Consider the following 12,106-nt stretch of genomic DNA (forward strand, 5'->3'; position numbering starts at 1 on the left):
GACATTTCGTCCAGACTTAATGCACACCCCATCGCCGGAGGAACCCTCCGGCGATGCGCACCTGAAGGAGGAAAAATGGCAAACCAAACCGTAATCAAGCTGCAGGACGGCAACGTGATGCCCCAGTTGGGGCTAGGTGTATGGAAAGCCGGTAACGACGAGGTCGTCTCCGCCATTCATAAAGCCCTGGAAGTCGGCTACCGGTCGATTGACACTGCCGCCGCGTACAAAAACGAGGACGGCGTGGGTACCGCACTGGCCAGCGCCGGTGTCCCTCGCGATGAGTTGTTCATCACCACTAAACTCTGGAACGACGACCAAAAACGTCCCCGCGAAGCCCTGGAACAGAGCCTGGAAAAACTCCAGCTCGACTTCGTCGATCTCTGGCTGATGCACTGGCCGGTTCCGGCTATCGATCACTACGTTGATGCCTGGAAAGGGATGATTGAACTGCAGAAAGAGGGGCTGGTGAAAAGCATCGGCGTCTGTAATTTCCAGGTTCATCACCTGCAGCGGCTGATTGACGAGACGGGCGTCGCGCCTGTCATTAACCAGATCGAGCTGCACCCGCTGCTGCAGCAGCGTCAGCTTCACGCCTGGAACGCCACGCATAAAATCCAGACCGAGTCCTGGAGCCCGCTGGCGCAGGGTGGCCAGGGCGTGTTCGATCAAAAAATTATTCGCGAACTGGCGGATAAATACGGCAAAAGTCCGGCGCAGATCGTCATTCGCTGGCATCTGGACAACGGCCTGGTGGTGATACCGAAATCAGTCACGCCGTCACGCATCGCCGAGAACTTCGACGTCTGGGATTTCCGTCTGGACAAAGACGAGCTGGGTGAGATTGCGAAGCTGGATAAGGGTAAGCGGCTTGGGCCGGACCCGGATCAGTTTGGCGGGTAATACCTAAAACGAGCCTGGTCTTCCGCCGGGCTCGTTTTAATCTATAAACCGGACTGACATCTCGCTTCTCCGGGAAGATCAGGCAATGTGCAAATAACGTTATACGCTTTCCCTTCAAGTTTATGTGGCCCACCGAGACCTCCGCCTGCTTCTGCATCATATTCCTTTCCGTTGACACTTATCTGGAGCGGGGTGTGATAAATCCAGTCCATCGGACCTATTGGCAGAAAAAAGATCCACTCATGCTGGCTCTGAAAAGCAAAACGACCGTTGTCGTCAGAAAGCGTTTGCTCCCTCTCTAATGTTATTTTAGCGCCAGAGACTGGCTTACCTGCGCTGTCGATTAGACGTCCTTCCACTTCTGGCTGTGTCTGGCGGTGCATTACACAACCGCATAACGTCAGGCCAATCAGCATCGTTCCTGTTAACTTCCTTATTTTCATTTTGGGCCTCCTATCCTTATGCAGAAAAAGCCGGGTGGCGGGCCTTACCCGGCCTACGCGCTGACCTGTAGGCCCGGTAAGCGCAGCGCTACCGGGCATTGTTACAGGTTTAACCGATCTTACGTTTTACGTTCTTCTTCGTTCCCGCCCCACCGTTCGAACGCTGATGCACAATTGGCGTGTGCTTGGTCAGCGCCGGGCGCGTATTGCGGTTCTGGCGACGCGCTTCGCGCATCTCCTCCAGCGTCGGGGCCGGTACCAGGCAGTCGCGGCGCGAGCCGATCAGATGTTTTTTACCCATCTCTTCCAGCGCCTGGCGGATCAGCGGCCAGTTTTTCGGATCGTGGTAACGCAGCAGCGCCTTGTGCAGACGACGCTGTTTATCCCCTTTCGGCACCACCACCTCTTCACTCTTATAGCCAATCTTACTCAGCGGGTTCTTGCCGGTGTAATACATAGTCGTCGAGTTGGCGAGCGGTGATGGATAGAAGTTCTGCACCTGATCCAGACGGAAGCGACGCTGCTTCAGCCACAGGGCCAGGTTCACCATGTCCTCATCGCGCGTGCCCGGGTGGGCGGAGATGAAGTACGGGATCAGATACTGCTCTTTGCCCGCCTGCTTCGAGTAGGTGTCGAACAGCTCTTTAAAGCGGTCATAGCTGCCCATGCCCGGCTTCATCATCTTCGACAGCGGGCCTTCTTCGGTATGCTCCGGCGCAATCTTCAGATAGCCGCCGACGTGATGCGTCGCCAGCTCTTTGATGTAGCGAGGATCTTCCACGGCGATGTCGTAACGTACCCCGGAAGCGATCAGGATCTTCTTGATGCCCTTCAGATCGCGCGCGCGGCGGTAGAGGTTAATCGTCGGCTCGTGGTTGGTGTCCATGTGCTCGCAAATGCTCGGATAGACGCAGGAGAGGCGACGACAGGTTTGCTCCGCGCGCGGCGACTTGCAGCGCAGCATGTACATGTTGGCGGTTGGGCCACCGAGGTCAGAAATCACACCGGTAAAGCCCGGCACCGTGTCGCGAATCGCTTCGATCTCATTGATAATCGACTCTTCCGAACGGCTCTGAATAATACGCCCTTCGTGCTCGGTAATGGAGCAGAAGGAGCATCCGCCGAAGCAGCCGCGCATGATGTTGATCGAGAAGCGGATCATCTCATACGCCGGGATGCGGGCGTTGCCGTACGCCGGGTGCGGCACGCGCTTGTACGGCAGCGCAAAGACGCTGTCCATCTCTTCGGTGGAGAGCGGGATGGCCGGCGGGTTGATCCAGATAAAACGCTCGCCGTGCTTCTGCATCAGCGCGCGGGCGCAGCCTGGGTTGGTTTCATGGTGCAGAATACGGGACGCGTGCGCGTAGAGCACCTTGTCGGCTTTCACCTTCTCGTAGGACGGCAGCAACACGTAGGTCTTTTCCCACGGTTTCGGGCGCGGCGGCTGCACGACGATAGCCTTCGCTTCCGCTTTTTTCGGCTCAACCGGCTTGTTATCGGCACACGGCAGATCTTCACCGTACGGGTGTGGGATCGGGTCGATTTTGCCCGGCATATCAATGATGCGGGAATCCACACCGCGCCAGCCCGGCAGCGCCTCTTTCACCATGATGGCGGTATTGCGCACGTCACGGATGCTGCTCACCGGCTCACCCTGCGACAGACGGTGCGCCACTTCCACCAGCGGACGCTCGCCGTTGCCGTAAATCAGCATGTCGGCTTTGGAGTCCACCAGCACCGAGCGGCGAACGGTATCAGACCAGTAATCGTAGTGCGCGGTACGGCGCAGGCTCGCCTCGATGCCGCCCAGGATCACCGGGACGTCTTTCCAGGCTTCTTTGCAGCGCTGGGTATAGACCAGGGTCGCGCGGTCGGGGCGTTTACCCGCCACGTTATCCGGCGTGTAGGCGTCGTCATGACGCAGCTTACGGTCGGCGGTATAGCGGTTGATCATCGAGTCCATGTTGCCTGCGGTCACGCCGAAGAACAGGTTGGGTTTACCCAGACGCATAAAGTCGTCTTTGCTGTTCCAGTCAGGCTGGGAGATGATCCCCACGCGGAAACCTTGCGCCTCAAGCATGCGGCCACAGATGGCCATGCCGAAGCTCGGGTGGTCAACGTAGGCATCGCCCGTGACCAGAATAATGTCGCAGCTGTCCCAGCCCAGTTGGTCCATCTCTTCCCGGGACATCGGCAGGAACGGCGCCGGTCCAAAGCAGGCCGCCCAGTACTGGGGCCAGGAGAAGAGGTCACGATCCGGCTGGATCAGGGAAATTGCGCTCATAATGCTTCCGAAGAAAAAATAGACAAAAGGAGCGGGATTATACGCTGGATCAATGTGGGAAATGAAGGGGTATTATGCGGGCTGTTGCCCTCACCCCAGCCCTCTCCCACAGGGAGAGGGAGAAAAGCAATTTACGGCGCCGGATTGATCAGCATCTGCCCTACCGAGCCCCTGTCCATCATCTCCAGCGTCTGGCTGTGGAACAGGAACGGGAAGTGCGGCCACGAAGGCTGACCGTAGTAGACGAGCAGTTCGACCTGACCGTCCACCCAGACGGTATCTTTCCAGCCGCGATCTTCCGGGAACGGCATCGCGCCGTTGACGTTGCGGATCAGGAATGACACCCCTTCAATATGGAACGACTGCGGCATATCCGAACGAACCGTCCAGCGCTCCCAGGCGCCCTGCTGCGCGGTGATGTCGATGCGGTTGACGTCCCACAGCGCGCCGTTGATCCCCGGATCGTCGCCCAGGCTGATATCACGGCTGCGCACCGGCGAGCCGCTCATGATCTCCTGCGGCAGCAGACGCATTGGCAGGCTGTCGGTCACCAGCGGCAGCAGACCGGTTGGACGCAGGGTCAGCACCAGGGTCGAGACAAGTATGCTCGACGGTTCAAAGAACCCGCGAATACGGTCAACAATGCTGGCCGCTTCGCCACAGGTGACAGACACTTCATCCCCATTGGTCATATCAATAAGCACTTCGCGACGTTCACCCGGCGAGAGCGCCAGCTGTTTGACGGAAACCGGCGCCGGTAAAAAGCCCTGATCGCCGGAAATTACGTGCAGTGGACGGCCATCACTCATTTTCAGCTGATAGCGGCGCGAGTTAGACGCGTTGAGCAGACGCAGGCGCACCCAGCCACGGGACACTTCGACAAACGGGCTCTGCGCGCCGTTTACCAGCAGCGTATCGCCAACGAAGCCGCCGCTGCCCGGTTCGCTGTATTCCGGGGTACCGAAATTATCCAGACGTTTGTCCTGTATGATAATCGGGAAGTCATCCACGCCGTAGTGGTTCGGGATCGGCAGGGATTTGCTGACCTCATCTTCCACCAGCCACATTCCGGCCAGGCCGTTATAGACCTGCTGCGCCGTGCGGTTAGGCGTGTTGGCGTGATACCACAGGCTTGCCGCGCTCTGGCGAATCGGCAGAACGGGCGCCCAGTCGGCGCTGGGGGACATCATTCGCGCCGCGCCGCCAATCAGCGGGCCAGGCACCTGCAGGCCGCTGATGGTCATGGCGACATTTTCAGGGGTGCGGTTACTGTAGATGAGCTTTACGTCATCGCCATTCCACACGCGAATGGTCGGCCCAAGGTAACGTCCGTTAATGCCCCAGACGGGTGCACGCGTCCCCTGGGTAAAGGACCAGTGGCTGCGCTGCAGCGTCAGAAAAAGCGGCTGACCGCGACGGGATTCAATGAGTGGCGGAATAGGCAGCGGCTGTTGCTGCCCGGCGGCGCTGGCTGTCAGCGGCATCGCACCCGCACAAAGGGCGATCCCCGAAGCCTGAATAAACTGACGCCGACTGAGTGACATATAAGCTCCATCTGAAACGACTAACAACGCGGGAATTCGTTTTCCCTTCAACGCCGGATTAAATCTTACCGGCGGCTTCTCTCTCTGCGACTTCTTTGTCGAGCAGCGCAATATGCTCAGCCATCAGATCACGGCAGTGCGCGGCCAGCTCGCGCACCTGATCTTTACCGTATTTGCTGGTATCGACGGGTGGCAGCATTTCGACAATCACCAGCCCGTTATTCAGGCGGTTAAGATTAATCTTATTCGAAGTATTGGAAACGCACACAGGAATAATTGGAACACCTGCCGCAATTGCGGCATGAAACGCACCGGTTTTAAACGGCAGCAGGCCGCGGCCGCGGCTACGCGTCCCTTCCGGGAACATCCAGATTGAAATTTTGCGCTTTTTAAAATGATTCACCACTTCCGCAATGGTGCTATGCGCTTTTGCACGGTTGTTACGGTCGATCAGCAGGTTACCGGTAAGCCAGTACAGCTGACCAAAAAACGGGATCCACAGCAGGCTTTTTTTGCCCACCGTCACGGTCGGTGGAAGCACGATATTAGAGGCCGTCACCATATCGTAGTTGTTCTGATGGTTGGCGATATAGATGGCGTTACCGAAATTCTCCGCCCCTTCCGGCAGACGTTTTTCAACCTTCAGACCAAACAGCGGTGCAAGGCGCCCGAACATATGGCCAAAGGTGGCGACATGCTTCGGATTACGCGGGCTGAACAGGCAGTAAATAGAGCCGAAAATACAGACCAGAATACAGTAGATAACGGTAAGAATAAGACGAACAATATATAGCATAGCGACCTCTGAAGCCCCAACAGCTGACAATTATACTTCACCTGTGGCCAGGTAAGGACTTTATTACGAGCGCGTATTGTTAATCGCAACGCACGAATTAACAACGATTTTACGGGAAATTTTATTGAAATTCCCCCTCCGGACAGAGGGGGGTATCACGACATTACTCTTCGCTGTCACCCGCGGTGCTGCGTGCAGGAGAGTCAATCTCCACGCGGTCGATGCGCTGCAGACCGCGCATCAGCGAGCCGCGGCGACCGCGCTCACCCACCACTTTCTGTAACTCTTCCGGACGAAGCTTGATTTTGCGCTTGCCGACGTGAATGGTCAGCGTGCTCTGCGGCGGCAGGAGGAAGAGGTGCGCCAGGCCATCTTCGCCTTTCGCGGCCTCCGCCGACGGGATGTTGATGATCTTGTTGCCCTTGCCTTTCGACAGCTCCGGCAGATCGCTGACCGGGAACATCAGCATACGTCCGGCGGTGGTGATCGCCAGCAGCATGTCGCTTTCGTTCTCAATCACCAGCGGCGCCATCACGTGAGCGTTGTCCGGCAGGCTAATCAGCGCCTTACCGGCACGGTTGCGGGAAACCAGATCGTTAAAGGTACAGATAAAGCCGTAGCCCGCATCGGACGCCAGCAGCAGCTTCTGGTCATCGGCTTCCATCAGCATATGGTCAACCGTCGCGCCCGGCGGCAGCGTCAGCTTGCCGGTGAGCGGCTCGCCCTGCCCGCGCGCGGAAGGCAGCGTGATCGGGTCGATGGCGTAGCTGCGGCCGGTGGAGTCGATAAACGCCACCGGCTGGTTGCTCTTCCCTTTCACCGCCGCTTTGAAGCTGTCGCCCGCTTTGTAGCTCAGCCCCGGCGCGTCGATATCGTGGCCTTTGGCGCTGCGCACCCAGCCGCTCTGCGACAGGACAATGGTCACCGGCTCGGACGGTTGCATGTCGTGCTCGTTCATCGCCTTCGCTTCTTCGCGCTCGTGCAGCGGAGAACGACGGTCGTCGCCGAAGGCGTCGGCATCGGCCTGCAGCTCTTTCTTCAGCAGGGTGTTCATCTTGCGTTCGGACGCGAGGATCGCCTGCAGCTGATCGCGCTCTTTTTCCAGCTCGTTCTGCTCGCCGCGGATCTTCATCTCTTCCAGTTTGGCGAGATGGCGCAGCTTCAGCTCGAGGATCGCTTCGGCCTGGGTTTCGCTGATGCCAAAGCGCGACATCAGGGCGGGCTTCGGCTCGTCCTCGGTACGGATGATCTCAATCACCTCGTCGATATTGAGGAACGCCACCAGCAAACCTTCAAGGATATGCAGGCGCTTAAGCACTTTCTCCAGACGATGGTTCAGACGACGGCGTACCGTATCGCGGCGGAACGTCAGCCATTCGGTGAGGATCTCCAGCAGGTTTTTCACCGCCGGGCGTCCGTCGAGGCCGATCATGTTCAGGTTGATGCGGTAGCTTTTTTCCAGATCGGTGGTGGCAAACAGGTGGTTCATCACCTGCTCCATGTCCACGCGGTTGGAGCGCGGCACAATCACCAGACGGGTCGGGTTCTCGTGGTCAGACTCGTCGCGCAGGTCGTCCACCATCGGCAGCTTTTTATTGCGCATCTGGGAGGCGATCTGCTCCAGCACTTTGGCACCGGAAACCTGATGCGGCAGCGCGGTGATCACCACGGCGCCGTCTTCTTTATTCCACACCGCGCGCATGCGCACGGAGCCGCGACCGTTCTGGTAGATTTTGCGGATTTCCGCACGCGAGGTAATGATTTCGGCTTCGGTGGGGAAATCCGGACCCTGCACGATATCCAGCAGATCGTCGAGCGAGGCTTTCGGCTGCTCAATCAGGGTGATGGCGGCTTTCGCCACTTCACGCAGGTTGTGCGGCGGAATGTCCGTCGCCATACCGACCGCAATACCGGTGGTGCCGTTCAGCAGGATATTCGGCAGACGCGCAGGCAGCATCTTCGGCTCCTGCAGCGTACCGTCGAAGTTCGGTACCCAGTCAACGGTTCCCTGACCCAGTTCGCCCAGCAGCACTTCGGCATATTTAGACAGACGGGATTCGGTATAACGCATCGCCGCGAAGGATTTCGGATCGTCCGGCGCACCCCAGTTCCCCTGGCCATCCACCAGCGGGTAGCGGTAAGAGAACGGCTGGGCCATCAGCACCATCGCTTCATAGCAGGCGCTGTCGCCGTGCGGATGATATTTACCCAGCACGTCACCGACGGTACGGGCGGATTTCTTGAACTTGGCGGTGGCGTTCAGCCCCAGCTCGGACATCGCATAGACGATGCGGCGCTGAACGGGCTTCAGGCCATCCCCGATAAACGGCAACGCCCTGTCCATGATGACGTACATGGAGTAGTTCAGGTAGGCGTTTTCCGTGAATTCATGTAGCGCGAGGCGCTCTGCCATATCGCTCATTACGTGTGATTCCTCAACTCAGAAACCGAAGGGTTTCAGGCAATATTGCCGCAGATACTACCTTATCTGGCGAGTTGAGTCACAAAGAAAAAGGGCCGCTTATGCGGCCCTTTCCGGGTTATTTGTTCAGCTTAATGACCTGCTTCACGTCGATTTCAAAATCGTTCCACTCTTTATCGACCTTGCCCTGGATTTCCACTTTATCCTGAGGGGTGACGGTCACGCCGTTCCAGCGCTTGTGGTCAATTTCCACGTTCACCGTGCCGGTCTCATCGCGGAAGGTGTAGCGGTCATCGGACAGGCGCTGGGTGATGTTCCCGCGCAGCTTCACCCAACTGTCGTCCTTCATCTCTTTCACCTTCACCGCGGTGGTGAGGTTGGCGTCATTATCGACAAAACCGCCTGCCTGCGTTTGGGTCTGGGTCTGTGCGGCAGACGGGCCGTTAAATCCGCCCTGCGCGGCAAAAAGGGGGGCAGTGGTCATCATCATGATGGCGGCAATAGCAGCGAATTTTTTCATATTAACTCTCCCTTTAATCTGGTTTCGCAGTCCATTAAACAGGGTAATCCTTAACAACTTCTTAAGGGAAAAATTTATTTATTATTGCTGTACAGCAGGCGCTTACAGAGGGTTTACTGACGGCATCAAGGAGGGAACATGCGCATTTTACTGGTAGAAGACGACAGGTTAATCGGTGACGGTATCAAGGCGGGGTTAAGCAAAATGGGCTTTAGCGTGGACTGGTTTACCGACGGTAAAACCGGTCAGGCCGCGCTCGCTTCTGCGCCCTATGATGCCGTGGTGCTGGATCTGACGCTGCCGGAAATCGACGGTCTGGACATCCTGCGCGCGTGGCGCGAAAGCGGGCGCAGCGAGCCGGTATTGATCCTGACTGCGCGGGATGCGCTTAACCAGCGCGTGGAAGGGCTGCGTCTTGGCGCGGATGATTATCTCTGCAAGCCGTTCGCGCTGATTGAAGTGGGTGCCCGCCTCGAGGCGCTAGTCCGCCGCAGTCACGGCCAGACGCGTAGCGAGCTACGCCACGGTAAGGTCACGCTCGATCCGACCCGACTCGTCGCCACGCTGGACGGTGAGCCGCTGACGCTCAAGCCGAAAGAGTTCGCGCTGCTGGAGCTGTTAATGCGTAACGCGGGTCGGGTGCTGCCGCGAAAGCTTATCGAGGAAAAACTGTATACATGGGACGACGACGTCTCCAGCAACGCCATCGAAGTGCACGTTCATCATCTGCGCCGCAAGCTTGGCAGCGAGTTTATCCGCACCGTGCACGGCATCGGCTATATCCTGGGTGACGCATGAAGCTGACGCAACGCCTGAGCCTGAAGCTGCGCCTGACGCTCCTTTTTTTAGCGCTTTCCCTGACGGCATGGTTTGCCGCCAGCCTGGTGGCCTGGCAGCAGACCACCCACAAGCTGGATAAGCTCTTCGACACGCAGCAGATGCTGTTTGCCAAACGGCTGCTGACGATGGATCTTGACGAGATCCGCGCCCCCGAACGCATGCGTGAGATCCCCAAAAAAGTGAAGCATGGTCGTCTGGATGACGACGCGCTGGCTTTCGCCATTTACGCTGTCGACGGCAAAATGCTCCTCAACGACGGCGAGAACGGGCGCGATATTCCGTACCACTATCGCCGCGACGGGTTTGCTAACGGGCAGCTCCAGGACGACAACGACGAATGGCGTTTCCTGTGGCTGACCTCACCCGACGGGAAGTACCGCGTGGTGGTCGGTCAGGAGTGGGAGTACCGCCAGGATATGGCGCTGGACGTGGTCAGCTCACAGCTGACCCCCTGGCTGGTGGCGCTGCCCGTGATGTTGCTGCTGCTGGTTCTCCTCCTCAGTCGGGAGTTGAAGCCACTGAAAAAACTGGCGCAGACCTTGCGCTCCCGCTCGCCGGATGCCACAGATAACCTGCCGACGGAGGGCGTACCAACAGAAGTACGCCCCCTGCTCGACGCGCTGAATCATCTCTTCGCGCGCACCCAGGAGATGATGACCCGCGAGCGCCGCTTCACGTCCGATGCCGCCCACGAGCTGCGCAGCCCGCTGGCGGCCCTGAAGGTGCAAACTGACGTGGCGCAGCTCTCGCAGGACGATCCGCAGGCGCGGGAAAGAGCGCTGGCGCAGCTGCATGCGGGAATCGACCGCGCTTCCCGGCTGGTGGATCAGCTCCTCACGCTGTCGCGTCTGGACTCGCTGGACAACCTGGACGATGTCGAACCGATAACGCTTGCCGATCTACTGCAGTCGGCGGTGCTGGATATCTGGCATCCGGCGCAGCAGGCGGGCATTGATGTTCGCCTGAATATCCATGCACCAGAGGTTACACGTACGGGCCAGCCGCTGCTCCTGAGCCTGCTGGTGCGCAACCTGCTGGATAACGCGATTCGCTACAGCCCGCACGGCAGCGTGGTGGACGTGACGCTGGACGCGCGTAGCTTTAGCGTGCGCGACAACGGTCCCGGGATTTCACCGGACGCGCTGGCGCGCATCGGCGAGCGCTTTTATCGTCCGCCGGGTCAGGATGCCACGGGCAGCGGGTTGGGATTATCCATCGTAAAACGCATCGCCGCCCTGCACGGGATGCGCGTCTCGCTGAGCAATGCCCCTGAAGGTGGTTTTGAAGCGAAGGTCATCTGGTAAGGAATTATTGCGTTTAACGCAAAAGACTTTGCACATTTTGCTCATTTTTCCGCTCCGTCCTCGCGCGTAGAATACCCGGCATACTCTCATCGTCGAGGACAAATAATGAGCAACATTCTGATTATTAACGGTGCAAAAGAATTTGCGCACTCTAAAGGCCAGCTAAATGACACCCTGACCGAGGTCGCGGATGGTTTCCTGCGTGACGCCGGGCATGATGTTAAGGTCGTGCGTGCAGACAGCAACTACGATGTGAAAGCCGAAGTGCAGAACTTCCTGTGGGCTGACGTGGTGATCTGGCAGATGCCAGGCTGGTGGATGGGCGCGCCGTGGACCGTAAAAAAATACATGGACGACGTGTTCACCGAAGGTCACGGCTCACTGTATGCAAGCGACGGTCGCACCCGCTCTGACGCGTCCAAAAAATACGGTTCAGGCGGTCTGATTCAGGGCAAAAAATATATGCTGTCACTGACCTGGAACGCGCCGCTGGAAGCCTTCACCGAGAAAGATCAGTTCTTCGAAGGCGTGGGCGTGGACGGTGCGTACCTGCCGTTCCACAAGGCGAATCAGTTCCTGGGCATGGATCCGCTGCCGACGTTTATCGTCAACGACGTGATTAAAATGCCTGATGTCCCGAGCTATATCGCAGAATATCGCAAGCATCTCGCGGAAATTTTTGCTTAACTGGTAGCCTGGAATTAAAGGAGTAGTAAACATGCTTACCGTTATCGCAGAAATCCGTACTCGTCCAGGTCAACATCACCGCCAGGCGGTGCTGGATCAGTTCGCGAAAATTATCCCGACCGTACTGAAAGAAGAAGGCTGCCACGGCTACGCGCCGATGGTGGATGCCGCCACTGACGCCAGCTTCCAGGCGACCGCGCCAGACTCGATCATCATGGTTGAGCAGTGGGAAACCGTCGCGCATCTTGAAGCGCATCTGCAGACCGCGCACATGAAAGCATGGAGCGACGCGGTGAAGGGTGACGTGCTGGAAACCCACATCCGTATTCTGGAGCAAGGGGTTTAAGTTTCCCCTCACCCCGG

At 58.1% G+C, this 12,106-nt stretch carries 11 protein-coding genes; 5 read left to right on the plus strand and 6 right to left on the minus strand.

The genetic code is table 11. The features are described 5' to 3' along the window. Window positions 1-75 precede the first annotated feature (75 nt). Window positions 76-903: a 2,5-didehydrogluconate reductase DkgA gene (gene dkgA, locus GXP72_RS19255; RefSeq protein WP_061714471.1), complete on the plus strand. Its 828-nt coding sequence runs from the start codon at window positions 76-78 to the stop codon at window positions 901-903. A gap of 41 nt (window positions 904-944) precedes the next feature. Here the strand turns inward: dkgA and GXP72_RS19260 are convergent, their stop codons facing one another. The 6 genes from GXP72_RS19260 to GXP72_RS19285 form a co-directional block, all read right to left on the minus strand. Continuing rightward, window positions 945-1,346, minus strand: coding sequence for a carboxypeptidase-like regulatory domain-containing protein (locus tag GXP72_RS19260; protein WP_048990484.1), 402 nt, complete (start codon window positions 1,344-1,346; stop codon window positions 945-947). 109 nt (window positions 1,347-1,455) lie between these two features. After that, window positions 1,456-3,630, minus strand: coding sequence for a YgiQ family radical SAM protein (locus tag GXP72_RS19265; RefSeq protein WP_032650245.1), 2,175 nt, complete (start codon window positions 3,628-3,630; stop codon window positions 1,456-1,458). A gap of 131 nt (window positions 3,631-3,761) precedes the next feature. Further along, window positions 3,762-5,174 (minus strand): cell division protein FtsP, encoded by a 1,413-nt coding sequence (gene ftsP, locus GXP72_RS19270; RefSeq protein ID WP_208763257.1) that lies wholly within the window; start codon window positions 5,172-5,174, stop codon window positions 3,762-3,764. Window positions 5,175-5,232: 58 nt separating this feature from the next. Next, on the minus strand, window positions 5,233-5,970 hold the full coding sequence (gene plsC / locus GXP72_RS19275; protein ID WP_024906505.1) for a 1-acylglycerol-3-phosphate O-acyltransferase: 738 nt from the start codon (window positions 5,968-5,970) through the stop codon (window positions 5,233-5,235). Window positions 5,971-6,133: 163 nt separating this feature from the next. Beyond that, the gene (gene parC / locus GXP72_RS19280; RefSeq protein ID WP_024906504.1) at window positions 6,134-8,392 is read right to left on the minus strand and encodes a DNA topoisomerase IV subunit A; all 2,259 of its coding nucleotides are present in this window, start codon (window positions 8,390-8,392) and stop codon (window positions 6,134-6,136) included. 118 nt (window positions 8,393-8,510) lie between these two features. Then, window positions 8,511-8,912: a NirD/YgiW/YdeI family stress tolerance protein gene (locus tag GXP72_RS19285; protein ID WP_061714468.1), complete on the minus strand. Its 402-nt coding sequence runs from the start codon at window positions 8,910-8,912 to the stop codon at window positions 8,511-8,513. 138 nt (window positions 8,913-9,050) lie between these two features. Between GXP72_RS19285 and qseB the strand changes: the two genes are divergently transcribed. The 4 genes from qseB to GXP72_RS19305 all read left to right on the plus strand — a co-directional run bounded on the left by qseB (window position 9,051) and on the right by GXP72_RS19305 (window position 12,089). Continuing rightward, window positions 9,051-9,710, plus strand: coding sequence for a quorum sensing response regulator transcription factor QseB (gene qseB / locus GXP72_RS19290; RefSeq protein ID WP_061714467.1), 660 nt, complete (start codon window positions 9,051-9,053; stop codon window positions 9,708-9,710). Continuing rightward, complete coding sequence (gene qseC, locus GXP72_RS19295; RefSeq protein ID WP_208763258.1) at window positions 9,707-11,056, plus strand: quorum sensing histidine kinase QseC; 1,350 nt, start codon at window positions 9,707-9,709, stop codon at window positions 11,054-11,056. Before qseB ends, qseC begins: the two co-directional genes overlap by 4 nt. 105 nt (window positions 11,057-11,161) lie before the next feature. Next, window positions 11,162-11,743 carry an NAD(P)H-dependent oxidoreductase gene (locus tag GXP72_RS19300; protein ID WP_047650114.1) on the plus strand — a complete coding sequence of 194 codons (582 nt, stop codon included), beginning with the start codon at window positions 11,162-11,164 and terminating at the stop codon, window positions 11,741-11,743. 31 nt (window positions 11,744-11,774) lie between these two features. Continuing rightward, a complete protein-coding gene (locus GXP72_RS19305; RefSeq protein WP_008502984.1) occupies window positions 11,775-12,089 on the plus strand; it encodes a putative quinol monooxygenase in 315 nt (104 codons plus the stop codon). Window positions 12,090-12,106 lie beyond the last annotated feature (17 nt).

The organism is Enterobacter sp. SES19, assembly GCF_011765665.1.
GTDB classification, from domain to species: Bacteria; Pseudomonadota; Gammaproteobacteria; order Enterobacterales; family Enterobacteriaceae; genus Enterobacter; species Enterobacter pseudoroggenkampii.

Coding starts and splice junctions, on each gene's coding strand:
- dkgA (WP_061714471.1), top strand. CDS start 76: ATGGCAAACCAAACCGTAATCAAGCTGCAGGACGGCAACGTGATGCCC.
- GXP72_RS19260 (WP_048990484.1), bottom strand. CDS start 1,346: ATGAAAATAAGGAAGTTAACAGGAACGATGCTGATTGGCCTGACGTTA.
- GXP72_RS19265 (WP_032650245.1), bottom strand. CDS start 3,630: ATGAGCGCAATTTCCCTGATCCAGCCGGATCGTGACCTCTTCTCCTGG.
- ftsP (WP_208763257.1), bottom strand. CDS start 5,174: ATGTCACTCAGTCGGCGTCAGTTTATTCAGGCTTCGGGGATCGCCCTT.
- plsC (WP_024906505.1), bottom strand. CDS start 5,970: ATGCTATATATTGTTCGTCTTATTCTTACCGTTATCTACTGTATTCTG.
- parC (WP_024906504.1), bottom strand. CDS start 8,392: ATGAGCGATATGGCAGAGCGCCTCGCGCTACATGAATTCACGGAAAAC.
- GXP72_RS19285 (WP_061714468.1), bottom strand. CDS start 8,912: ATGAAAAAATTCGCTGCTATTGCCGCCATCATGATGATGACCACTGCC.
- qseB (WP_061714467.1), top strand. CDS start 9,051: ATGCGCATTTTACTGGTAGAAGACGACAGGTTAATCGGTGACGGTATC.
- qseC (WP_208763258.1), top strand. CDS start 9,707: ATGAAGCTGACGCAACGCCTGAGCCTGAAGCTGCGCCTGACGCTCCTT.
- GXP72_RS19300 (WP_047650114.1), top strand. CDS start 11,162: ATGAGCAACATTCTGATTATTAACGGTGCAAAAGAATTTGCGCACTCT.
- GXP72_RS19305 (WP_008502984.1), top strand. CDS start 11,775: ATGCTTACCGTTATCGCAGAAATCCGTACTCGTCCAGGTCAACATCAC.